This window comes from Pectobacterium actinidiae, from assembly GCF_000803315.1.
GTDB classification, from domain to species: domain Bacteria; phylum Pseudomonadota; class Gammaproteobacteria; order Enterobacterales; family Enterobacteriaceae; genus Pectobacterium; species Pectobacterium actinidiae.
In genome coordinates this window covers 3166467-3190673 of record NZ_JRMH01000001.1, presented here as the reverse complement: position 1 = coordinate 3190673, position 24207 = coordinate 3166467, and the positions used below count along the sequence as shown (strand labels likewise).

Here is a 24207-nt window from a genome sequence, read left to right as displayed (position 1 = left end):
GGGTACAACAACATTATGGCGTGTTGATGACGATAAAATCTAATTCATAGACAGACTTACCATTGTCATATTATGGGCGTAAAGGCAACATATGCTACCCGCAATACGTTAGCAACACGACTCTGGCGGCTTCACTCTAACGGCGAGAACAATGGTAAAAATAGTCAACACATCACAGTATCGAGATCGTCGACGAGCGTGGGTCGATCGTTTGACTCACCGCATTGTTGCGGGCAGCGGGCTGCTGGTTTTGGCTATGCTGCTGTTAATTTTCTTCTATCTGCTGTATGTGGTGACGCCACTGTTCCTTTCTCCCACCATTAACGGCCATAAAACGGTACAGCGCCACAGTGCGGAGCCGTCACTGGCGCTGGGACTGAGCGACAACGGGCAAATTGGGTTTCGCATCGACCGTCAGGGCTATGGCGAGTTTATTTCGTTTGCGGAAAACCAGCCGATGTCGCGTATTCAACTGGTGCCCGCGCTGAGTTTGCTGGCGCAGAGTCAGGGGGAGCGACAGATTTATGCCCTGAGTCAGCCTGATGGCCGCCTGATTTTCGTTCAGCCTATATTGTCACGTATGGTGTCACGTACGGAAAATCATTCTCCTGTCTGGGAGTATCCGCTGGGTGAGCAGGCGTATTCGCTTGGGTTACCGGCGCAGCCGCTGCGTCATTTGGCAATGGCTGCGGTGGGTGAAAAGCAGGCTGTTGTGGCGGCGATCGGGCAGGAAAATGCCTTGATTATTGCCGAGGTTGATAACAATGGCGTACGGCAACGGGCGCAGATTACGCTTCCGGCGGGGATGATTAACCAACTGCTGCTGACGCCAGACGGGCAGCAAGTCTATGTGCTCAGCGGTAAGACATTAACGCTGTGGCAGGTGGAGGCGAACGCGGTGACGCTGCGGGAACAGCGTCAGTTACAACTGGCGGAACCTCTGCATCTGGCACTGTTGTCTGGTGGACGATCGCTGCTGGTACAGGCTGCTGACGGGCAGATTAGCCAATGGTTTGACGTGCCGAGCGAAAAGGGCGCGACGCTGACAGAGATTCGTCAGTTTCCGCACGTTGTGGGCGAATCGGTGTTGTTGGCAACGGAGGCGCAGCGGCGAGTCTTTGCCACATTGAACGCTCAGGGCGAACTGTCGCTGTTTGCCAGCAAGCAGTCGCATGCGCTGCTGACGCAGACGTTACCGGCTCATGCGCAGGGGCTGGCGTTTTCGCCGCACGGATCTGCCATGCTGGTTGAAACGGCGCAGGGCTGGCATCGCTATCAGGTTGATAACCCGTATCCCGATATTGGCTGGCGCGGGCTGTGGCAAAAGCTGTGGTACGAAAACTACCCGGAGCCTGCCTATATCTGGCAATCCACGTCGGCGGATGACAGCTATCAGGCCAAATTCAGTATGATGCCGCTGATGTTAGGCACGATGAAAGCGGCGATTTACGCCATGCTCTTTGCGACACCGCTGGCGCTGTCCGCCGCGATTTATACCGCCTGTTTTATGTCGCCGACGTTGCGACGCTGGATTAAACCCACGCTGGAAATCATGGGCGCGCTGCCGACGGTGGTTGTCGGCCTGATTGCGGCCATTTGGCTGGCTCCGCATTTTGCGACGTATCTGTCAGCCATTCTGGTCATGCCGATTTTATGGATGCTAGTCGTGCTTGGCTGCGGCTGGCTGATTGAGTGCCTGCCGACGCGCTGGCGCGCCCGTTTCCCTATGGGCTGGGACGTGCTATTCCTTATCCCCGCCATTTCGCTGACATTTGTGGCTGGCTGTTGGCTTGCGCCGCCTATCGAAATCGCCGTATTGGGACAGCCGCTATATCAGTGGTTAGGCGATGATTTTGTTCAACGCAATACGCTGGTGGCGGGCGTTGCTCTCGGCTTCGCGCTGATCCCGCTGATTTTTTCGCTGGCGGAAGATGCGTTGTTCAGCGTACCGGCTCGCTTAAGTCAGGGATCGTTGGCGCTGGGGGCGACGGCGTGGCAAACCCTGTGGCGTGTCGTGCTGCCGTCCGCCAGTGCTGGAATTTTCGCCGCGTTGATGCTGAGTTTTGGTCGCGCCGTGGGGGAAACCATGATTGTGCTCATGGCGACGGGTAATACGCCGATTATGGATGAGGGGCTGCTTCAGGGGCTGCGTTCGCTGGCGGCGAATATCGCGATTGAAATGCCGGAAGCGGTGACGAACAGCGGTCACTATCGGGTGCTGTTTTTAACGGCATTAACGCTATTTGTTTTCACGTTTATCGTGAACACGCTGGCTGAAACTATCCGACAGCGCTTACGCCAACGCTACCGTGATGAAGGAGAAAACGCGTGACGCGCTGGTTCCGTTCGGGAAGGCCCTGGGTGTGGCTGACCGCATCGTCCATTTCGATTAGCCTGCTGGCGATGCTGACGATCATCGTGCTGTTGGCCGGGCAGGGGATGCGCTATCTGTGGCCGCAACCCGTTTGGCTGCTGACGTTGCAGCCTGAACACGGTGTACAGCGTGCGCTGATGGGGGAAATTTATGCGGAGCAGACGCTTTCGTCCCAGCAGTTGGAACAGGCCGGTTTGTCCTCTTCGCCCGGTGACGCTGAAACCCGTTATTTGATCAAAATTGGCCAGCGTGAAATCTATGGGCAGAGCTTTCGTGCGCTGCTGTCGCGCGACATTGTTCGCTTTGATAAACCTGCCGACATTCTGGTGTTGAAGCGTACCAATAATGGTACGGCCTATGGTTATCTGGCTGGCATGTTGGAGGGTGAGCAGCCGCTGGTGGCGACGGATTTCCCCGCCACGTTACAGCATCGCGTCCAGCAGGTGCAGGGGTTGCTCGCGAAGACGCAGGCCATCCGCATGGGGGAGATGGCGAAGATCAACCAGCAGTTTGAGGCGCTGCGGCTGGAAGAGAAAAAGCGGCAGCAGGCCAATACGCTGGATAATCAGGCGTTAGCGCGCCTTCAGGCTGAACGTATTGAGCTGCAACGCCGCTTCGATGAGCTGTCGCACCAGTTAACTTTACTCAATCTGGAGATTAATCGCGATACCGTACAGCTACGCGACGCGAACGGCAGCGTCCATCTTATTCCGCTCAGGGACATTGAACAGGCCTGGTATCCAAATGCGATGAACCTGTGGGAGAAAGTCAGCCACTGGGGCGAGCAGGCGAAATTCATGTTGGTGCACTATTCGCCGGACAGCAACAGCGCGGGCCACCTTTTCCCCGCCATTTTTGGCACGGTGCTGATGGTGGTGTTGATGTCTATTATCGTGATGCCGCTAGGGGTGATTGCTGCGGTTTATCTGCATGAGTACGCGGGGAAAAACAGCTTAACGCGCTGGGTGCGGATTGCCGTTGTCAATCTGGCTGGGGTGCCTTCCATTGTTTATGGCGTGTTCGGGTTAGGTTTTTTTGTGTATCTCATCGGCGGCACGTTGGACCAACTGTTCTATTCTGAAGCGCTGCCGAATCCGACGTTTGGTACGCCGGGGCTGCTGTGGGCGTCGCTGACGCTGGCACTGCTGACGCTGCCAGTGGTGATTGTGGCGACGGAGGAAGGGCTGTCGCGCATTCCTATGTCCGTGCGCCACGGTTCATTAGCGCTGGGAGCGACCAAAGCTGAAACGCTGTGGCACGTTGTGCTGCCGATGGCGGTTCCCGCGATGATGACGGGCTTAATTCTCGCCGTGGCGCGTGCCGCAGGAGAAACCGCACCGCTGATGTTGGTTGGTGTGGTGAAGTCAGTTCCCGTGTTACCGGTTGATGACATTTTCCCTTATCTGCATCTTGAGCGAAAATTTATGCATCTGGGATTCCAAATCTACGATCTGGCTTTCCAAAGCCCAGACGTAGAAGCCGCAAGGCCGCTGGTGTACATCACCGCACTGCTGCTGGTGTTGATTGTGGTTGGGTTGAACCTTGCGGCGATTGGCATTCGCCATGTTTTGCGTGAGAAATATCGTTCGTTATCACTCTGAAAGTAGGATGAAGTTATGGGATTTATGACACAAAAGGAGATGGCACCGTTGCCTGATGTTCATCAACTGAGTGATGAGCAGACGACGTTAACCGTGGAACATCTGAATCTGTACTATGGCAATAAACAGGCTCTGAACGATATTTCGATTCGCATTCCTAAGAATCAGGTGACGGCGCTGATTGGGCCGTCGGGCTGTGGCAAATCTACGCTGTTACGCTGCTTTAATCGCATGAACGATCTGGTGGACGACTGCCGCACCGAAGGCGATATCTGGCTGAACGGGATGCCTATCAACGACCCACAGTTGGATGTTGCCACGTTGCGCCGTCGGGTCGGTATGGTTTTTCAACGGCCGAATCCGTTTCCCAAATCGATCTATGAAAATGTGATTTATGGCCTGAGGTTGCAGGGACTGCGCGATCGCCGTTTTCTGGATGATGCCGTTGAGCATGCGCTGCGGGCGGCGGCACTTTGGCATGAGGTAAAGGATCGATTGAGCGACAACGCGCTGACGCTATCCAGCGGGCAGCAGCAGCGCCTGGTCATCGCCCGGGCGATCGCCATTGAGCCGGAAGTGTTGTTGCTGGATGAACCGACCTCCGCGCTCGACCCGATTTCTACGCTGATTGTTGAAGAGCTGATGGGAACGCTAAAGCAGCATTTCACGCTGGTGCTGGTGACGCACAACATGCAGCAGGCGGCTCGCGTGTCTGATTACACCGCGTTTATCAATCAGGGCAAACTGATCGAATACAATCGTACGGACGATCTGTTCACTTCTCCGGCGCAGCGCCGCACGGAGGATTATATTACCGGGCGTTTTGGGTGAAATTTCATCAGACCACTACGTTTTAATGACCTAAGAAAATTATGGATACCGTTCATCAATTGTCCGTGCCATTTGAAAAATTGATGATAAAATGCGCGCAAATCTTTTGACTCTGGCAAGTGGCGGGTAAGATGAAATTCAGTACCATGAACGAAGGCGAAATTATTACCGAGCTGTGCCGGAGAATAAAAGACTCCAGAATTCAGCAACGTCTATCGCAGGTCGATCTCGCCGAACGGGCAGGGCTAGGGATTGCGACGATCAAGCGTGCAGAAATGGGCGAATCCATTACGCTGAGTAGCCTGCTTTCTATTCTGCGTGGATTGAATCGTTTGCATCAGATTGAAGGCGTGCTTTTCGATGCCGAAGTGGAATCCTTCCATGCACAGATTAGCGGTGAGAAAAAACAGACGCCGCTGCGTATCAGAAAGAAGGCCGCTACGTTTCCTGCCAAAGCGCTCACCAAGCATGAAAATATCAAAAAACCGGCTAACAGTACCGTGGACTGGTACATCGCGGCGGCTGAAAACAACATTGTCTGGTCGCTGCCTGAAAGCGATAAAAAATAAAGGGCTAATGCGGAGTTACTCGCATTAACCCTTATGCCTAATCCCCGATTGTCGCGTTGATCTGTCAGGCACTTAACGCGACAAGGTTGCTCTAGTCTTCTCTATTCGCACAAAACCACTTTAATCGCCAATCCCCCACGAGACGTTTCACGGTACTTGGCGTTCATGTCTTTGCCAGTTTCATACATGGTTTCAATGACCTTATCCAGAGATACACGTGGCTCGCTGGTGCGGCGCATTGCCATTCTAGCGGCGTTGATCGCCTTCACGGAGGCGATGGCGTTGCGTTCAATGCACGGCACCTGAACCTGACCGGCTACCGGGTCACAGGTCAGTCCCAGATTATGCTCCATGCCGATTTCCGCCGCGATGCAGACTTGTTCAGGGTTCGCGCCGAGCAACTCAGCCAGACCGGCTGCGGCCATCGAGCAGGCCACACCGACTTCTCCCTGACAGCCCACTTCGGCACCGGAAATAGACGCGTTCATTTTGTAGAGCATGCCGATAGCTCCGGATGCCAGGAAGTAGCGCAGGTAAGATTCTGGGGTGACGGGTTGAACGTAGCGATCGTAATAGGCCAGTACGGCGGGGATAATGCCGCACGCCCCGTTAGTTGGTGCGGTGACGACACGTCCGCCAGCCGCATTTTCTTCTGATACGGCCATCGCGAACATATTAACCCAGTCCATCGCATCCATCGGGTCGTTAGAAAAACGATCGTTAATGAACAGCAGGCGATGCAGTGCCGATGCACGGCGCGGAACACGCAATGGGCCAGGTAACACGCCTTCGGTATTCATGCCGCGATGCATGCAGTCCTGCATGGTTTTCCACACATCGGCAAAATAATGCTCAAGCGCTTCCCGTCCATGCATCGCAATCTCGTTTTTCAGGACGATGGCGGATAAAGACAGGCAGTGATCGTGACAGGGTTGCAGCAGTTTCTGGGCAGAAAAGAACGGGTAGGGTGCGCTTTCCTCTGCCAGATTGGGTTTGCCGAAGTTTTCCTGATCGACGACGAATCCCCCCCCAATGGAGTAATACGTTTTGCTATAGACCAGTTCTTGTTGATTATACGCGCGAATAGTCATGCCGTTTTCGTGCAACGGCAGGTTCTCAGGTTGGAAACGCAGGGAGGATTCCAGCGGGAAGCTGACCTCATACTGACCGTTGAGCATCGGCAGCCGCTGCGTGTCTTTCACCTGTTGAATAAACGCCGGAATACTATCGATATTTACTCTATCTGGCAGGTTACCTGCGAGCCCCATAATGATGGCGATATCGGTGTGGTGCCCTTTCCCCGTCAGGGAGAGTGAGCCGTAAATATCAACGACGATGCGTGTCACCGATGAGATAAGCGCGCGATTCACCAGATCGTCAGTGAACATTTTACCCGCTTTCATTGGGCCGACGGTATGAGAACTGGACGGGCCGATACCGATTTTGAAGATATCAAATACGCTGACCATAGCGATTTCCTTGAAAAAAAACGCCGCATACCCGTCATACTTCAAGCCGTATGTGCGTTGGCTTCCCTCACTCACCCCAGTCACTTACTTATGTAAGCTCCTGGGGATTCGTGTGGTTGCCGCCTTCCTACAACTCGAATTATTTAGGGTATGGCTAGAAAATAACGTATCGGCGTTAAAGTAGCGTGGGGGCTTACAGCAGATCGCGCAGGCTGTAAACAATGGCGGAAATAGCGATCAGTCCCATCAGGGTGACAAAGACGTTGCTGATGTGGCCGCTGTATTTCTTCATCGCTGGGACTTTCTGGATGGCGTACATCGGCATCAGGAACAGCAGGCAGGCGATAATCGGGCCGCCCAACGTTTCGATCATACCGAGAATGCTTGGGTTCTTCGTCGCAACAATCCAGGTGGTGATCAGCATGAACAGCGCCGTGATGCGGTTCAGTTTGGTGTGGGAAATGGTTTTGCCTCTGCTACGTAGGGTTTTCACGATCATACCGTTAAAACCTTCGCCAGCGCCCAGGTAGTGACCCAGGAACGATTTAGAGATCGCGATGGTGGCAATAACCGGAGCCAGATAGCCGATTACCGGGTTGTTAAAGTGGTTCGCCAGATAGGACAGAATAGAAATGTTCTGTGCTTTCGCTTCCATCAGCTCAGCCGGAGAAAGGCTCAGTACACAGCTGAAGACGAAGAACATCACGGTCAGCACCATCATGATGTGGCTGTAAGACAGAATGCGTGAACATTTTTTCTCTGCGTCATCACCATATTCTTTACGTTTGGCAACGGCGAAAGAGGAGATGATTGGTGAGTGGTTGAAGGAGAAGACCATCACCGGAATTGCCAGCCATAATGTCGCCAACAGACCGTTGCCCGTGATGCTGGAACTCAGAGAAATATTCTCAAAAACAGAGGTATTCCAGTTCGGAACTAAATAAAGCGCCAGCAACATCAGTACGGCAACAAAAGGATAAACCAGAATGCTCATTGCCTTAACGATCATTGCTTCACCGAAGCGAACAATAAACATTAGCCCGAGAATCAATATTAATGACAGCACGGCACGCGGCGGAGAAGGCAGATGTAATTGGTGAGTAATAAAGCTATCTACCGTATTGGTGATGGCGACGCTATAAACTAATAGAATCGGATAAATAGCGAAAAAATAAAGTAAAGTGATTAATTTACCTGCGCCGACGCCGAAATGTTCTTCAACAACTTCGGTAATATCTTCGCCGCCTTTCTTGCCGGATAATACAAAACGGCATAAGGCACGGTGAGAATAATATGTCATCGGGAAGGCAATCAGTGCCATGATAATTAACGGAATTAGTCCACCAATACCCGCATTGATAGGTAAGAATAATACGCCAGCGCCGATAGCCGTGCCATAGAGGCCCAGCATCCAGACGGTGTCGCTTTTACGCCATCCTGAAGCCTGTTCTAACACCTGGCTGCTATCTTGAATGGTGCTCATATACTGATTTCTCCTCGGTGAACATATTAATACCCCGTTACAAGAGTATTGCCACATGATGTGGATTATAAAAATTACAGTATCGGCAAGTTGCCGTTACAGAGTTTGAAAAATGAACAAGACATGTTGCTAATTATGTCAGCAGGTCAATACTGTTTTGTGGCGGCATTCTATATCGTGGTGGTCAGCGAATAATATTGAGGCGATCACAGAAATGAATTGACGGGAAATATTTTAATAAATTTCCGCGCAAATTTAAATATCAATTTTGATACTTTATTTTTAATATTTTTAACGGCTCGTTATTGATACTTTATTTAATTGCTGGGTGATGAAAAATGAACAATAAATAAAATAAAGAGCAGATGAAATAATAAACGCAATTTTGCTGATGTCACGCGTAATGATGGTTTTTCTCTTTCGTGGATCTGTCGATAGTACGGTTCCTGCTGTTGCATCGCATCACAACCCGATGCGTTGTTATTCGATAAGCGTTATCCGGCAGATTGCAACCTGCCGGATAACGGTCACTAATCTGTCAGGCAGTGAGCTTTTCTTCTGCCCACGCCAGACCGCTGTGGTATTCCTCTGGCAAGAGAGGAGCCAGCGATTGCAGCGTGCGTTGCAACTGTGCGGTGTCCGACGACGGCAGATTGAGATGTCCAACTTTGCGGCCAGGACGAACGTCTTTCTCATACCAGTGCAGATGTACCAGCGGCAGCGCCAGCCAGTCGATATTCACGTCAGTGCCGATCAGATTGACCATTACCGACGGCGTTTCGACAACCGGTACCGGCAGCGGCAAGTCCAGAATAGCGCGCAGGTGCAATTCAAACTGGCTGATCGACGCGCCATTTTGCGTCCAATGCCCGCTATTGTGTACGCGTGGAGCCAACTCGTTAATGAGCAGGTGGTCGCCGACAATAAAGCATTCCATCGCCATCACGCCGACATAACCCAGCGCATTCATTATTGCAGACAGCATCTGCTCTGCCTGCTGTTGCAACTGCGGATCGGGTTGAGGGAACGCCACGCTGGTGCGCAGAATGCCATCTTGATGCAGGTTATGAGTGAGCGGGTAGAACACACATTTGCCGTGCGCATTGCGGGCACCCACTAGCGAAACTTCGCCGGAAAAGTTAATGCCTTTCTCAACGATACACTCGCCGTAGCAGTCTGCGGGCAATGTCTGCTGTTCGCCCTCGCGCAAGCGCCATTGTCCACGGCCATCGTAACCACCGACACGACGTTTAACGATTGCTAACTCGCCTAATGAGGCGAAGACGTGTGGCCATTCCTCGGCGCTAGCCAGCAGTTGCCAAGGGGCCGTTGCCAGATTCAGCGAGTCCAGCAACTGCTTTTGCGTCAGGCGATCGGCCAGACGCGGGAAAATATCGCGGTTCGCAAACGCTGTGTGCTCGGCTAACTCGCGGGTGAGGGCGGTTTCCGGCCAGCGTTCGATCTCGGCGGTAATGACACTATTATGGAACGGAACTGATTCCGGCTCTGCATCCAGCCCGACGGGGTAAACCGCAATGCCTAGCGGTTCACCAGCCTGGCGCAGCATTCTGCCCAATTGACCATTGCCTAATACGCAGACCGGTTTCATGCCTCCTCCCGCGGATCGGGATGAGAGAGGACATCATCGGTTTGCGCCTGACGCCAGTCTGCCAATCGGGTGGCGATGCCATTATCATGCAGGGCAAGAATTTGTGCGGCCAGCAGAGCCGCATTCGCAGCGCCCGCTTTGCCAATCGCCAACGTGCCGACCGGGATACCACGAGGCATTTGGACGATGGAATACAGGCTGTCTACCCCGCTCAGCGTTGAGCTTTGTACCGGCACGCCAAGCACGGGAACCAGCGTTTTTGCTGCCAGCATACCCGGCAGGTGTGCTGCGCCGCCTGCGCCCGCGATAATCACATCAAAACCGTTCTGTGCTGCTTGCTCTGCGAAGCTGAATAGCTTGTCCGGCGTCCGGTGTGCGGAAACGACTTCGGTATGAAAAGGAATGTTCAGCGTGGTGAGGATTTCCGCAGCAAACTGCATGGTGGCCCAGTCACTCTTTGAACCCATGATGATGGCAATTTTAGCCGGGGCAACGTTGGATGACATGCCTGTAATGCTCCTGTGGTTGTACCTGTAATTGTACGTGTTCGTGACGCATTTACGTCTGCCAGACAGGGAGGGCCTGACGTTGAGGGCGTAGAGCATACCACGCCATTATGGCGAGGAAAACGGTTGCGTATGCGGAAATGAAGGGGGAATAAGGCGAGCGACCGTTAAGTCAATGGCAGGAAACGCATTAAAATGGGAAGGAAATCAGTTCGATATTTTGTGGTGTGACCTTAATCATCGACCCTTCTTCATGCCAGGCACCGAGAACGGCGCGACGACCAGAAGACTCACCAAGCTCGACTTGATGAATGGCCGGGCGGTGCGTGTGGCCGTGGATCATCGTCTCCACTTGATAATGCTGTAAGCGTTCAATCACGGCATGGTGATTAACATCCATAATTTGCTGCGATTTTTTCTGGTTTTCGTGCTGACTGGTGGCCCGCATTTTCGCCGCGATCTTCAGACGCATCGATAAAGGCAACCGCAGGAATAGCCATTGAATAAAGGGGTTGTGTACCCGACGGCGGAATTGCTGATAATGCCGATCGTCAGTGCACAAGGTATCACCATGCAGAATGAGGATCTTTTGGTCGTAGAGATTGAGCACCGTTTCTGTCGGCAGCAGTGTCATTCCGCTTTGCTTGGCGAAACGCTTACCGATCAGAAAATCACGGTTACCGTGCACGAAATAGCAGGGGATGCCGCGCTGATGTAAGGCATGCAGTTCCTTAGCGACAGTGGCATGTAGCGGCTGGGGATCGTCGTCACCAATCCAGGCGTCGAACAGGTCGCCAAGTATGTACAGCGCATCGGCATGGATCGCATCATGGCGTAAAAAACGCAGAAAACCGGCGGTAATCGCCGGTTCATGAACACTTAAATGCAGATCGGCAATAAACAACGTTGCCATGCAGGCAGGATTATTCGCTGACCGTTACGTGGGTAATCACCACGTCTTCTTTCGGTACATCCTGGTGCATGCCGCTGCGGCCGGTAGCAACGCCTTTGATTTTATCAACAACGTCCATGCCTTCGGTGACTTCAGCGAAAACGCAGTAGCCCCAGCCATCGGCACGCTCTGAACGGAAGTTCAGGAAATCGTTATCAACGAGGTTGATAAAGAACTGGGCAGTCGCAGAGTGCGGATCGTTAGTACGTGCCATCGCCAGCGTGCCACGGGTATTTTTCAGGCCGTTGTTGGCTTCATTTTTGATTGTCGCATTGGTTTCTTTCTGATCCATGCCGGGAGCGAAGCCGCCGCCCTGAATCATAAAACCATTAATCACGCGGTGAAAAATCGTGTTGTCATAAAAACCGCTGCGACAGTAGTTCAGGAAGTTTTCTACGGTAACCGGCGCTTTGTCTGCAAACGTGTTAATAACGATATCGCCGTGGTTGGTATGAAGCGTAATCATAATAATGAACCCTAGATAGCCTTAGTGATAAGAGTGCAGTTCACAAAATACAGTGAACAACAAGAGCGCTGTTATAGCATAACTGGTCGATTGAGTCAGTACTTCGCGATTACCGTGCAGATGTTGGCGGTTGGCTGAATGGGAAAATCGTATAAAAATGTGTACTACGCTGATTTTGGCCGTTATCAGGAAAGGCGTGTGCTACAGAAGATTGCGCAACGAGGCGTTAATCAGGCAGGATGGACTTTTAAAAACAAATAAATTGATTAATTAATAGAATGACAGTTAATTAATTTGAATGAGATTTTTTTTGCCTCAGATCAATGTTTTGCATAATCAACGTATTCTTTTTTTATCACTCAGATTAATCTGGGAGTAATTCTTATTTTCCTAAATAACTCTAAAGAGATAGGTGAACTATGCTGGGTATTCTGGATGGTGTTAATCGTCTGTTAGACAAACCGGATTTTGGCAAGCTGTTTTTGCGTGTGTCTTTCAGTGTTCTGATGCTGTTTCATGGCTGGCACAAGGTACATGGCGGCATTGGTGGGATTGAAGGCATGCTGGCTGGTGCAGGGCTCCCTGCTTTTATTGGTTACGGTGTGTATGTCGGAGAAGTTATCACCCCGATCCTGATGATTCTCGGGATTCTTACTCGTCCTTCTGCGTTGATCTTCTCCTTCACGATGGTGGTGGCGACGTTGCTGGTTCACCCGGATGGTTTTGTTACGCTGGCAAAAACTGGTGCCTGGGGTGTTGAAGGCACGGCCGTGTTCTTCTTTGCCGGTATTGCCATTGCTCTGCTCGGTAGCGGTAAATATTCTGTGATGTCCAATCCGCGTTGGCGCTGAGTTTTTTGTCAGCGGATGGCTTTTGTCAGTCATCGCCAATGATGTGAAATGGCCCGGATTTTCCGGGTCATTTCATTTTTATCCTTTCTCACCGATTCCCTCTCTTATTAACCTTGCAATACAGTAGGGTTCAGGTTTCAATACGCCGTTGGGGTATCAACCCTGAATACATTGATATTACTGACGCGAGTAGCGAATGTGATCGACCTATCGTGTGAACACGATGTCTTTGTTAAGACCACGTTTTTGTGAAGCCCATTTTTTGTGAAAACCATTTTTTATAAAAACACTGGAACGCCCTGATGCTAAAGATTTTTAATACGCTGAGTCGCCAAAAAGAGGAATTTAAACCCATCCATGCCGGTCAGGTAGGAATGTATGTGTGTGGCATCACCGTTTATGACCTGTGTCATATCGGTCACGGGCGTACTTTCGTGGCGTTTGATGTAGTGGCGCGGTATTTGCGGTATCTGGGATATTCACTGAAGTATGTGCGTAATGTCACCGATATTGACGACAAAATTATTAAACGTGCGATAGAGAATGGGGAAACCAGCGACCAACTGACGACTCGAATGATCGCAGAGATGCACGCTGATTTTGATGCATTGAATATTCTGCGCCCTGATGCCGAACCGCGTGCAACGCACCATATTGCCGATATCATCGAAATGGTGGAAACGCTGATTGCCCGTCGCCACGCCTATGTCGCGAGTAATGGTGATGTGATGTTCTCTGTTGATACCGCGCCGGGCTATGGTGTGCTGTCTCGTCAGGATCTGGATCAGTTGCAGGCTGGCGCGCGCGTTGAAATTACCGAAGTGAAGCGTAACCCGATGGACTTCGTGCTGTGGAAAATGTCCAAGCCGGGTGAGCCTCACTGGTCTTCTCCGTGGGGGGAAGGGCGCCCTGGCTGGCACATCGAATGTTCTGCCATGAACTGTAAACAGCTGGGCACGCATTTTGATATTCACGGCGGCGGTTCAGATTTGATGTTCCCGCACCACGAAAACGAGATCGCGCAGTCCAGCTGTGCACACGACGGCTCGTATGTGAATTACTGGATGCACTCAGGCATGGTGATGGTTGACCGCGAAAAGATGTCAAAGTCGCTCAATAACTTCTTCACCGTACGCGACGTGCTGGCGTATTACGATCCGGAAACCGTGCGTTACTTCCTGATGTCAGGCCACTATCGTAGCCAGTTGAACTACAGCGAAGACAACCTGAAACAGGCGCGTGCGGCGCTGGATCGCCTGTATACGGCGCTGCGTGGAACGGATGCTAGCGTGGCGGCGCAGGGCGGTGACGAGTTTGAAGCCCGTTTCCGCGAAGCGATGGACGACGATTTCAACACGCCGGAAGCCTACTCGGTACTGTTTGATATGGCGCGTGAAGTTAACCGCCTAAAAACGGAAGACGTGCTGGCAGCGAACCAGTTGGCATCGGCACTGCGTAAACTGTCCGGCGTGCTCGGCCTGCTGGAGCAGGATCCTGAGCAGTTCCTGCAAAATGGCGTGCAGGTGGATGACGATGAAGTGAAAGAAATCGAAGCGTTAATCCAGCAGCGTAAAGATGCGCGTGCGGCGAAAGACTGGGCGCTGGCAGATCAGGCTCGCGATCGCTTGAATGAAATGGGGATCGTGCTTGAAGATGGCCCGCAGGGAACGATCTGGCGTCGTAAGTAACGCTTTCTTCCAAGCATACGTTTCAGTAAAAAAGCCCGCGAGATGAATCGCGGGCTTTTTTTCGCCATGATCGACGCCGTCAGGGTTACTCGGTGACTTTTACCGTTTCGCCATTGAACTGAACGGTTTGCCCGGCAACGATTTTGCAACGCTTACGTGTTTCCGTTTGGCCGTCAACGGTTACGTCGCCTGCGGCGATAGACAGTTTGGCTGCTGCGCCACTTTCGCTCCAGCCCAGCAGTTTCAAGAGATCGCACAGCTCAACGTGTGGATGTTTTTCAAGATTAAAGGTTGCCATAAATTCCTGCTTATCGGTGTTTGACCTTATCGCCAATTATTCGGCGTGGTCATGATACTCTTCACACGCCTGGAGCGTGTTTTGAATCAGCGTGGCAACGGTCATTGGCCCGACGCCGCCCGGTACGGGGCTGATGTAAGACGCTCTTTCCTGCGCCGTTTCAAACTCCACATCACCGACCACTTTGCCGCTTTCCAGACGGTTGATGCCCACGTCCAGTACAACTGCACCCGGTTTAATCCATTCGCCGGGGATGAAGCCCGGTTTTCCGACCGCGACAACCAACAGATCGGCGTTTTCAACATGGTGGCGCAGATTTTTGGTGAAACGGTGCGTGACGGTAGTCGTACAGCCAGCCAGCAGCAGTTCCAGACTCATCGGACGACCAACAATATTGGATGCACCGACCACAACGGCATTCAGCCCGAAGGTGTCGATATTATAACGTTCCAACAGTGTGATGATGCCGCGTGGCGTACAGGCGCGCAGCATTGGCGCTCGCTGGCACAGACGACCCACGTTGTAAGGATGGAAGCCATCCACATCTTTACTTGGCGCGATGCGTTCAATCACTTTGGTGTTATCGATGCCTTCCGGCAGAGGAAGCTGAACCAGAATACCGTCAATCGTCCGATCGGCGTTGAGCTGGTCGATGAGCGCTAACAGCTCAGATTCCGTTGTGGTGATGGGTAAATCATAAGAGCGGGAAATAAAGCCGACTTCTTCGCACACCTTGCGCTTGCTGGCGACATAAATCTGTGACGCGGGGTTCTCACCGACCAGCACAACAGCCAGACCCGGTGCGCGCTTTCCTTCTGCTAAACGCTGCGTGACCCGTGCGGCAACTTCGTCTTTGACCTGCTGCGCAATCGTTTTACCATCAATAATCTTTGCTGCCATCTGAGAAAAGACCCATCAATTTGAAATAGGGGGGAGATGGCCGCTATTTTGTCAGAAGCTGCGCGTGCTGTCAGGTATTGCATCAACATTAATTCCAATTGCTGCCGCTATTCACTCACCTCAATACGGTTTTTACCGCCATGTTTGGCGCGATACAGTGCAGCATCGGCAATATCGATAACGGACGATGCCGCAGGTGGTGGGTTATCAACGCAGAACACGTAGACACCGGCGCTAATGGTGACGATTTTTTCCGGGAACAGCGTGATTTCATGCGGGATCTTTTCCTCGCGTACTAAATCCAGCGCACGCTGAGCAAGCGCCGCCGCGCTTTGCTTATCGGCCTCGGTGATAATGATAGCGAATTCCTCACCGCCATAGCGGGCGACCAAATTTTCGTTATGCCTCAGCATATTGCTCAAGATATTACCAATCTTGCGCAAACACTCATCGCCTGCCACATGCCCATAGTGGTCGTTATATTTCTTGAAAGCGTCGACGTCGAACATGATCAGCGCGATACACTGCCGCTTCTCCGCAGCCTGCAATAGGGTTTGTTGCAGGAAAATATCGAACTGGCGGCGGTTAGCTAAGCCCGTCAGGCCATCGAACAGCGCCAGCGTTTGCAGCGTGTGGTTAACCGACGTGAGTTCATCACGCACGATGGTTAAATCGATCTGATTTTTCAAATTCATACGAATTTGTCTCAGTACAATCAGGCCGAGCAGGGTAATCGTGAACAGAAGAATGAGCGTAATGGCACCGTAGATCAGGTTGTCCCTCCGCCATTTATCGAGCACCAGATTGAGATCGTAACCCGCTGCAATGACGATAGGATAGCGCTTTAATTTGGTGTAACCATAAATCCGTTCGATGTGATCGAGCGTGGAGACGAACGTTGCGGTGCCGCTTTCTGACTGCTTCAGGTGCTCTGAAAAGAGCGGGCCGTTGGACACATTGCGGTTGACGTATGAATCATCGTAAGGCCGGCCGTACAGAATTCGCCCATCGGAAAGCAGAATAGCGAGCACATCCATATTCCCCAGGGAGTAGTAGCCATAATATTGTTTAAAATAGTTCAGCGAGACGGTGGCGAGCAGCACGCCGTCAAAACTGCCGTCTGGTTTATTGATACGCATGGAAACGGGGATGATCAGATCGCCAGTAGAGCGGCTCTGAATCACGCTACCGATGTATAAGGAATGGTTGACGTTGTTCTGGTGATACTTGAAATACTCTCTGTCAGCATTATTGGCATGGGCTGGTTTTGACATTCCTGAGTTCACCAGCCATTCGCCTCTGTTGTCGTAGATGAAAATGCCATGCAACTGCGGCAGTGTCGCTTTACGGCTTTTCAGAATATCGGCCAGACGATTCAATTGTGTGGGCGATTGCCCATCCTTCTCGATGCGCTCTTGTAAATCCTGTAACAGGATATCGACTTGTAAAAACGTATCTTCGGCATGACGCGCCAGCGACAGGGACAGATTCTTGGCATTTTTTTCCGTAGAATCGATAAGCTGTTGGTGGGAATTGAATATCGCCCATCCGTTCAGCGCCACTACCGTGGTGATGATGAATAACATAAAGACGATCATCAATTTCTGGAGCGGCATCTGATAGTGGCTGGCTTTGTTGCGTGTGCTGACCTTCATTATCCTTCCCATCCTTAGCCAAAGAAATGACTGATGATAAGTGTAGACGTTTCTGTCATTTGCGCTGCCATTGATGAGATCTGCTTATGTTTTTTGTCGGCTTTTATCCAATAGCAAGACGCTTTGGTAAAAAAAGTAAAGCATCTACATACTCCCTCCATGTACGGTTGATGAAGAAGTTAAAACAAACAGGTGTCATCGTGTTTATTCATTAAAATTATCTAAGATAAAAAACGTTATGTTACATAACGTCATGGAAATTTATTTTTACGCTAATAATTAAAAAAGTCACAAGGTGTAAGGAGATCTTTATTTATCATTAAATGCGCTATGTTTAATCGGCGTTTAACTGGAATTGCTAATGATAAGGATATTGTGCTGCTGATGTTATCGGCGGATAAGGAAAACAGTATTTGTGAATGAGGGGCGTGTATCGTAGGAGAGAAATAAGAAATAAATTGACATGTTACGCCTCTATTCAGATGAAAACAGAAGAAAGATACTGCGGCGGAATATTTTTTTAGTCAGCGATGAAATAAAGAGCCCTTCATGAAAATAGCGATTAGTGGAACGGGATATGTCGGTTTATCGAATGGATTATTATTAGCGCAACAGCATCAGGTTGTGGCGTTGGATATTGTAGCTGAAAAAGTGGCGTTGTTGAATCAACGAAAATCGCCGATTAATGACGCCGAGATTGCGCGTTTTTTACAACATGAGACGCTGAATTTTTCCGCTACGCTGGATAAGCGTGAGGCGTATCGCGATGCGCAGTTCGTGATTATCGCGACGCCGACGGATTACGATCCGCAAACCAACTATTTCAACACGTCATCGGTAGAGGCGGTGATTCGCGACGTGCTGGCGATTAATCCGCAGGCCATTATGGTGATTAAATCGACGGTGCCCGTTGGCTTCACGGAGAAAATCAGCCAGCAGTTGGATACGGGTAACATCATTTTTTCGCCCGAGTTTTTACGTGAGGGAAAGGCGCTGCACGACAGTCTTTACCCGTCGCGGATTGTGGTGGGTGAGCGGTCAGAAAGGGCAAGATTCTTCGCTAACGTATTGATGGAATGTGCATTAAAAAAAGATATTCGCGTGCTGTTTACCGATCCAACCGAGGCTGAAGCGATAAAACTGTTTGCGAATACTTTTCTGGCGATGCGCGTGGCCTACTTTAACGAGTTGGACAGCTATGCTGAATCGCTAGGACTGAATGCCCGGCAGATTATTGAAGGCGTATGTCTCGATCCGCGTATTGGCGATTACTACAACAATCCTTCTTTCGGCTATGGCGGCTACTGTTTACCAAAGGATACCCGGCAGCTTTTGGCCAATTATCGTACCGTGCCGAATAACCTGATCAAGGCTATCGTAGAGGCTAACCATACGAGAAAAGACTTCATTGCCGACACGATTATTCGTCGCCACCCGAAGACCGTCGGCGTCCATCGCCTCATCATGAAAGCGGGGTCGACTAATTTTCGCTTCTCTTCCATTCAGGGCATTATGAAAAGGATAAAAGCGAAAGGAATCAACGTGGTGATTTATGAACCCGGGATTGATGATGATGATTTTTTAGATTTCCCTATCATTCATCAACTCGACAGTTTCAAACAGCAGTGTGACATTATTATTACCAATCGTTATGCCGATGAATTAAAAGATGTGATGGGGAAAGTCTATACGCGAGATTTATTCGGCGAAGATTGATTTTTCCGTCAATCAATAAACCAATATTTTGCTCTTCGGTTATTCTCGAAAAGTTCATTTTTGCATTGTAATTAGTTATGTCTTTTGGCTGTTTTGTCATGTCGTGCCGTTTATCTGTGGTTTTATGATTGTCGTAATAAATTAAGGTTGGCTTAAGGCTTCATTATTTAGACTGCTGAATGATGATTTCTCGCCATTATTTATTTTGGGAATACGTTATGACGGATTTTTTGCCTTTTTCTCGCCCGAACATGGGCGAAGAGGAAATTGCTGCCGTGGCTGAAGTATTACAATCCGGCTGGATAACCACGGGGCCGAAATGTCAGCAATTAGAGCAGGCGTTTTGCCAGCGAATAGGGTGCCGACAGGCGATTGCGGTCAGTTCGGCAACGGGCGGAATGCACGTCACGCTGATGGCGCTCGGTATTGGCCCCGGTGACGAGGTGATTACGCCATCCCAAACCTGGGTTTCAACCGTCAATATCATCACGCTCTTGGGGGCTGAACCGGTGATGGTCGATGTGGATCGGCATACGCTGATGGTGCGACCACAGGATGTGGAGGCGGCCATCACTCCGAAGACCAAAGCGATTATTCCCGTGCATTACGCTGGCGCTCCGGCCGATCTGACGGCGCTGCATGATATCAGCGAACGCTACGGTATCCCGCTGATAGAGGATGCGGCGCACGCCGTCGGTACGCAATATCGTGATGAATGGATCGGTGCGCGTGGCACCGCCATATTCTCGTTTCACGCGATTAAAAATATCACCTGTGCGGAAGGCGGCATGGTGGTGACGGATGACGAGGTACTTGCCGAACGACTACGCAGCCTGAAGTTTCACGGGCTGGGCGTGGATGCGTTCGATAGACAATTGCAGGGGCGCAAGCCGCAGGCCGAAGTGGTGACGCCGGGGTTTAAATACAATCTGGCGGATATCAATGCGGCGATTGCGCTGGTTCAACTGGATAAACTCCCGGCGATTAACGCCCGTCGCCAGCAGCTTGCAGCACGTTATCTCACCCAGTTGCGCTCGCTGCCGCTCCCGCCGCTGGCCGTTCCTGACTATCCCCATCTGCACGCCTGGCACCTGTTTATGGTGCGCGTAGATGAAGCGCAGTGCGGTATTTCACGCGATGCTCTGATGGCGGCGCTGCAAACGCGCGGCATTGGCACCGGGCTGCATTTCAGAGCGGTGCATACGCAGAAATACTACCGTGAGCGCTATCCCCACTTGCACCTGCCGGCAACGGAATGGAATTCGGCATCGCTGATGACGCTGCCGCTGTTCCCCGATATGCAGGACAGCGATGTCGATCGCGTCGTTGCGGCGCTAACCTCGATTCTGGAGTCTGTTCGTGAGTGATGACATCAAAAATGTTTCTATTGTGATTCCCGTTTATAACGAAGAAGAAAGTCTGCCGGTACTGATCGAACGGACGCTGGCAGCCTGTCGGCAGATTGGTAAACCCTGGGAAATTATTCTGGTTGATGACGGCAGCAGCGATCGTTCGGCGGATCTGCTGACTGAGGCGGCGAGTGACCCGGAAAAGCACATTATTACCGTGCTGTTGAATCGCAACTATGGTCAGCACTCGGCCATCATGGCTGGGTTTCAGCAGGCGGTGGGTGACGTAGTGATCACGCTTGATGCCGATTTACAGAATCCGCCGGAAGAAATCCCGCGGCTGGTTGAGTACGCCGCGCAAGGGTATGACGTGGTCGGCACCGTACGGGCAAACCGGAAGGATTCGCTGTTTCGCAAACTGGCCTCGAAAACCATCAATATGATGATCCGGCGTTCAACCGGGAAATCGATGGTGGATTACGGCTGTATGCTGCGCGCGTATCGTCGTCACATTGTCATCGCGATGCTGCGCTGCCACGAACGCAGCACCTTTATTCCTATCCTTGCCAATACCTTCGCCCGGAAAACCATCGAGATCGACGTGATGCATGCCGAGCGCGAATTCGGCACGTCCAAATACAGCTTTTTGAAGCTGATTAACCTGATGTACGACCTGCTGACCTGCCTGACGACGACACCGCTGCGCATACTCAGCCTGATCGGCAGCGTGGTTGCGCTGTCGGGCTTCCTGCTGGCGCTGCTGTTGATCGGCCTGCGTCTGTTCCTCGGTGCGGAATGGGCGGCAGAGGGCGTGTTCACGCTGTTTGCCGTGTTGTTCATGTTTATCGGCGCGCAGTTCGTCGGGATGGGGCTATTGGGGGAATACATCGGCCGTATCTATACCGATGTCCGTGCCCGACCACGCTATTTTGTGCAAAAAACAGTGAGTGCGGCAACGCCACTGACCACCAGTTTACGGGATGAAGAAGAATGAAAACGATCGTATTTGCCTACCATGATATCGGCTGCGTCGGTCTTGAGGCGTTAAAGCTCGCGGGCTATGAGATTCAAGCCGTGTTCACGCACAGCGATGCACCGGGCGAGAATCACTTCTATGGGTCGGTGGCGAAAGCGGCTGCGGAAATGGACGTGCCGGTGTTTGCACCGGAAGACATTAACCATCCGCTCTGGGTGAACCGCATTCGGGAACTGGTACCAGACGTTATTTTTTCCTTCTATTACCGCACGTTATTAAGCGATGACATTCTCCAGTTGCCAGCGTTTGGCGCGTTCAATCTCCACGGTTCACTGCTACCGCGCTACCGGGGACGTGCGCCGGTGAATTGGGTGCTGGTGAACGGTGAAACGCAAACGGGCGTGACGCTGCACAAGATGGTGTCCCGCGCCGATGCGGGTGATATCGTCGCCCAGGCCGTGGTGGCGATTGACGAGGAAGACACTGCGCTGACTCTGCATGGAAAATGCCGTACCGCCGCTGCCGCTTTGCTGGCGCAGCAATTACCGTTGATCCGCTCGCGTGAGATTACGCTGACGCCGCAGGATGAAAGCCGAGCCAGCTATTTCGGACGTCGCGCGGCGGCTGATGGGCTGATCGACTGGCACAAAAGCGCCCGTGAGATTAACAACCTGATCCGCGCGGTGACGGAGCCGTATCCGGGCGCGTTTACGTTTCTCGGTGAGCGTAAAGTGACGATTTGGCGCGCGCGCGTTGTAAAGGACAAGATAGGTGGTAAGCCTGGCGCGATTATCTCGACGTCGCCGCTGGTGGTGTCCTGTGGTGAAGACGCGCTTGAGATCGTCAGCGGGCAGAGTGAAGCAGGGCTGTATATGTCGGGTAGCCGACTGGCGGCAGAAATGGGCATGATGCCGCTGGCGCGGCTGGGTAACCTCGCCAGCCGCGTGCAACGACGCCGCACGCGCGTCCTGATCCTCGGCGTGAACGGTTTTATCGGTAACCATCTGACCGAACGCCTGCTGCGCGACGAACGCTATGAGATCTACGGGCTGGATATCAGCTCGGATGCCATCGCCCGTTTTCTTGGCGATCCGCGTTTCCATTTTGTGGAAGGCGATATCAGCATCCATAACGAATGGATCGAATACCACATCAAGAAATGCGATGTCATTCTGCCGCTGGTGGCGATTGCCACGCCGATTGAATACACCCGTAACCCGCTGCGCGTGTTTGAACTGGACTTTGAAGAGAACCTGAAAATCGTGCGCGACTGCGTGCGCTACAACAAACGCATCGTTTTCCCGTCCACTTCTGAAGTGTACGGCATGTGTGACGACAACGAGTTTGATGAAGATACCTCGCGCCTGATTGTCGGGCCGATCAACAAGCAGCGCTGGATCTACTCCGTATCCAAGCAATTGCTGGATCGGGTGATCTGGGCGTACGGCGCGAAAAACGGCCTGCGTTTCACGCTGTTCCGTCCGTTTAACTGGATGGGGCCGCGTCTGGATACGCTGGATGCCGCACGCATCGGCAGCTCTCGTGCCATTACCCAGTTGATCCTCAATCTGGTGGAAGGATCGCCAATCAAGCTGGTGGATGGCGGCGCGCAGAAGCGCTGCTTTACCGACATTCATGACGGCATTGAAGCGCTGTTCCGCATTATTGAAAACCGCAACGGCCAGTGTGACGGCCAGATCATCAACATCGGTAATCCGCATAATGAAGCCAGTATCCGCGAACTGGGCGAAATGCTGCTGACCAGCTTTAATGCACACCCGCTGCGTGACTGCTTCCCACCGTTCGCCGGATTTATTGACGTGGAAAGCAGCAGCTATTACGGCAAAGGTTATCAGGATGTCGCGCACCGCACGCCGAGCATTCGCAACGCTAAACGCCTGCTGGAATGGGAACCGACGGTGAAGATGGAGCAAACAGTCGCGGAAACGCTGGATTATTTCCTGCGTACCGTTGACCTCCAGAATACCGCTGACGCCAAGGAAGCGCAGCGATGACGCGTGTTGGCCTGCGGATAGATGTCGATACCTGGCGCGGTACGCGGGACGGCGTGCCTGCGCTGCTGGATGTACTGGCGGAATTCGATATTCAGGCGAGTGTCTTTTTTAGCGTCGGGCCGGACAACATGGGGCGTCACCTGTGGCGCCTGCTACGCCCGCGCTTTTTATGGAAGATGCTGCGCTCCAATGCGGCCTCGCTCTACGGCTGGGATATCTTGCTGGCTGGTACGGCGTGGCCGGGGCGTCGTATCGGCGCACGGTTTGGCGCGTTAATCCGCCAGACGCACGACGCCGGGCATGAGGTGGGGCTACACGCGTGGGATCATCACGGCTGGCAGGCGAATGTTGCCCGCTGGTCGGATACACAGTTGGCCGCGCAATTCCGTGAAGGCATGGACGAACTAACATCGATTCTGCTATCGCCGGTGCACTGTTCCGCTGTGGCGGGCTGGCGAGCCGATTCGCGCGTTGTCGAGATGAAGCAGCGCTGGAATCTGGGCTATAACAGCGACTGCCGCGGCACCCGACCTTTCCGACCACGCCTGAAAAATGGTGATTTGGGTACCGTGCAGATCCCGGTCACCTTGCCGACCTACGATGAAGTCATCGGCGAGCGCGTGAGCGACGGCGAATTTAACGATTTCATTCTTGATGCCATCCAGCATGACCGCGGCGTGCCGGTCTACACCATCCATGCGGAGGTTGAAGGCGGTGCGAAGCTGGCGTTGTTCCGTCAGTTGCTGCTTCGTGCCCGTCAGCAGCACATCGAATTTTGTCCGCTTTCCTCATTGCTGCCTGATGACCGAGCCACGTTGCCCGTCGGGCGGATTAAACGTGCGCCGTTCCCCGGACGGGAAGGGTGGCTTGGCGTGCAAGTGGAAGAATAAAGAGAGCGG

The 24207-nt window shown here is 52.2% G+C and carries 20 protein-coding genes; 11 read left to right on the top strand and 9 right to left on the bottom strand.

From position 1 onward, the window contains the following. The first annotated feature begins 151 nt into the window (after window positions 1-151). The 4 genes from KKH3_RS13700 (at window position 152) to KKH3_RS13685 (ending at window position 5375) form a co-directional block, all read left to right on the top strand. Entirely contained in the window at window positions 152-2332 is a 2181-nt protein-coding gene (locus KKH3_RS13700; RefSeq protein ID WP_039360541.1) for an ABC transporter permease subunit, read from the top strand. Next, complete coding sequence (gene pstA, locus KKH3_RS13695; RefSeq protein ID WP_039360539.1) at window positions 2329-3975, top strand: phosphate ABC transporter permease PstA; 1647 nt, start codon at window positions 2329-2331, stop codon at window positions 3973-3975. The genes KKH3_RS13700 and pstA overlap by 4 nt, the downstream gene beginning before the upstream one ends. A 15-nt stretch (window positions 3976-3990) precedes the next feature. Beyond that, window positions 3991-4806: a phosphate ABC transporter ATP-binding protein PstB gene (gene pstB / locus KKH3_RS13690; RefSeq protein WP_039360536.1), complete on the top strand. Its 816-nt coding sequence runs from the start codon at window positions 3991-3993 to the stop codon at window positions 4804-4806. A 131-nt stretch (window positions 4807-4937) separates the two neighbouring features. After that, a complete protein-coding gene (locus KKH3_RS13685; RefSeq protein WP_010280336.1) occupies window positions 4938-5375 on the top strand; it encodes a helix-turn-helix domain-containing protein in 438 nt (145 codons plus the stop codon). A 101-nt stretch (window positions 5376-5476) separates the two neighbouring features. On the opposite strand, the gene KKH3_RS13680 is transcribed toward KKH3_RS13685, so the two are convergent. From KKH3_RS13680 to ppiB, 6 genes are all read right to left on the bottom strand, one after another. Then, window positions 5477-6844: an L-serine ammonia-lyase gene (locus tag KKH3_RS13680; protein ID WP_039360534.1), complete on the bottom strand. Its 1368-nt coding sequence runs from the start codon at window positions 6842-6844 to the stop codon at window positions 5477-5479. Between the two features lie 193 nt (window positions 6845-7037). Then, complete coding sequence (locus tag KKH3_RS13675) at window positions 7038-8327, bottom strand: HAAAP family serine/threonine permease (RefSeq protein ID WP_039360532.1); 1290 nt, start codon at window positions 8325-8327, stop codon at window positions 7038-7040. Between the two features lie 538 nt (window positions 8328-8865). Continuing rightward, window positions 8866-9936, bottom strand: coding sequence for a 5-(carboxyamino)imidazole ribonucleotide synthase (gene purK, locus KKH3_RS13670; protein WP_039360530.1), 1071 nt, complete (start codon window positions 9934-9936; stop codon window positions 8866-8868). Beyond that, window positions 9933-10442, bottom strand: a complete 510-nt coding sequence (purE, locus tag KKH3_RS13665) for a 5-(carboxyamino)imidazole ribonucleotide mutase (protein WP_039360526.1) — start codon at window positions 10440-10442, stop codon at window positions 9933-9935. The genes purK and purE overlap by 4 nt, the downstream gene beginning before the upstream one ends. A gap of 190 nt (window positions 10443-10632) precedes the next feature. Next, window positions 10633-11355 carry a UDP-2,3-diacylglucosamine diphosphatase gene (lpxH, locus tag KKH3_RS13660; protein ID WP_039360523.1) on the bottom strand — a complete coding sequence of 241 codons (723 nt, stop codon included), beginning with the start codon at window positions 11353-11355 and terminating at the stop codon, window positions 10633-10635. Between the two features lie 10 nt (window positions 11356-11365). Beyond that, window positions 11366-11860 (bottom strand): peptidylprolyl isomerase B, encoded by a 495-nt coding sequence (gene ppiB, locus KKH3_RS13655; RefSeq protein ID WP_010280320.1) that lies wholly within the window; start codon window positions 11858-11860, stop codon window positions 11366-11368. Window positions 11861-12279: 419 nt separating this feature from the next. Here ppiB and KKH3_RS13650 point away from each other — a divergent pair, with 419 nt between their 5' ends. Both KKH3_RS13650 and cysS read left to right on the top strand, forming a co-directional pair. Further along, the gene (locus tag KKH3_RS13650; RefSeq protein WP_039360520.1) at window positions 12280-12711 is read left to right on the top strand and encodes a DoxX family protein; all 432 of its coding nucleotides are present in this window, start codon (window positions 12280-12282) and stop codon (window positions 12709-12711) included. Between the two features lie 302 nt (window positions 12712-13013). Beyond that, window positions 13014-14399: a cysteine--tRNA ligase gene (cysS, locus tag KKH3_RS13645; RefSeq protein ID WP_039360517.1), complete on the top strand. Its 1386-nt coding sequence runs from the start codon at window positions 13014-13016 to the stop codon at window positions 14397-14399. Window positions 14400-14484: 85 nt separating this feature from the next. Here cysS and ybcJ read toward each other — a convergent pair whose 3' ends face one another. The 3 genes from ybcJ to KKH3_RS13630 form a co-directional block, all read right to left on the bottom strand. Beyond that, window positions 14485-14697 carry a ribosome-associated protein YbcJ gene (ybcJ, locus tag KKH3_RS13640; RefSeq protein WP_010307422.1) on the bottom strand — a complete coding sequence of 71 codons (213 nt, stop codon included), beginning with the start codon at window positions 14695-14697 and terminating at the stop codon, window positions 14485-14487. Window positions 14698-14733: 36 nt separating this feature from the next. Next, the gene (folD, locus tag KKH3_RS13635; RefSeq protein ID WP_039360514.1) at window positions 14734-15597 is read right to left on the bottom strand and encodes a bifunctional methylenetetrahydrofolate dehydrogenase/methenyltetrahydrofolate cyclohydrolase FolD; all 864 of its coding nucleotides are present in this window, start codon (window positions 15595-15597) and stop codon (window positions 14734-14736) included. Window positions 15598-15704: 107 nt separating this feature from the next. Then, window positions 15705-17252: a sensor domain-containing diguanylate cyclase gene (locus KKH3_RS13630; protein WP_039360512.1), complete on the bottom strand. Its 1548-nt coding sequence runs from the start codon at window positions 17250-17252 to the stop codon at window positions 15705-15707. A gap of 549 nt (window positions 17253-17801) precedes the next feature. Here KKH3_RS13630 and KKH3_RS13625 point away from each other — a divergent pair. The 5 genes from KKH3_RS13625 (at window position 17802) to arnD (ending at window position 24198) form a co-directional block, all read left to right on the top strand. Continuing rightward, the gene (locus KKH3_RS13625) at window positions 17802-18968 is read left to right on the top strand and encodes a nucleotide sugar dehydrogenase (RefSeq protein ID WP_039360509.1); all 1167 of its coding nucleotides are present in this window, start codon (window positions 17802-17804) and stop codon (window positions 18966-18968) included. A gap of 218 nt (window positions 18969-19186) precedes the next feature. Next, a complete protein-coding gene (gene arnB / locus KKH3_RS13620) occupies window positions 19187-20335 on the top strand; it encodes a UDP-4-amino-4-deoxy-L-arabinose aminotransferase (RefSeq protein ID WP_039362462.1) in 1149 nt (382 codons plus the stop codon). Continuing rightward, window positions 20328-21311 (top strand): undecaprenyl-phosphate 4-deoxy-4-formamido-L-arabinose transferase, encoded by a 984-nt coding sequence (gene arnC, locus KKH3_RS13615; RefSeq protein ID WP_039360506.1) that lies wholly within the window; start codon window positions 20328-20330, stop codon window positions 21309-21311. The genes arnB and arnC overlap by 8 nt, the downstream gene beginning before the upstream one ends. Beyond that, window positions 21308-23308 (top strand): bifunctional UDP-4-amino-4-deoxy-L-arabinose formyltransferase/UDP-glucuronic acid oxidase ArnA, encoded by a 2001-nt coding sequence (gene arnA / locus KKH3_RS13610; protein ID WP_039360503.1) that lies wholly within the window; start codon window positions 21308-21310, stop codon window positions 23306-23308. The genes arnC and arnA overlap by 4 nt, the downstream gene beginning before the upstream one ends. Continuing rightward, window positions 23305-24198, top strand: a complete 894-nt coding sequence (gene arnD / locus KKH3_RS13605; protein ID WP_039360501.1) for a 4-deoxy-4-formamido-L-arabinose-phosphoundecaprenol deformylase — start codon at window positions 23305-23307, stop codon at window positions 24196-24198. The genes arnA and arnD overlap by 4 nt, the downstream gene beginning before the upstream one ends. Window positions 24199-24207: the final 9 nt, after the last annotated feature.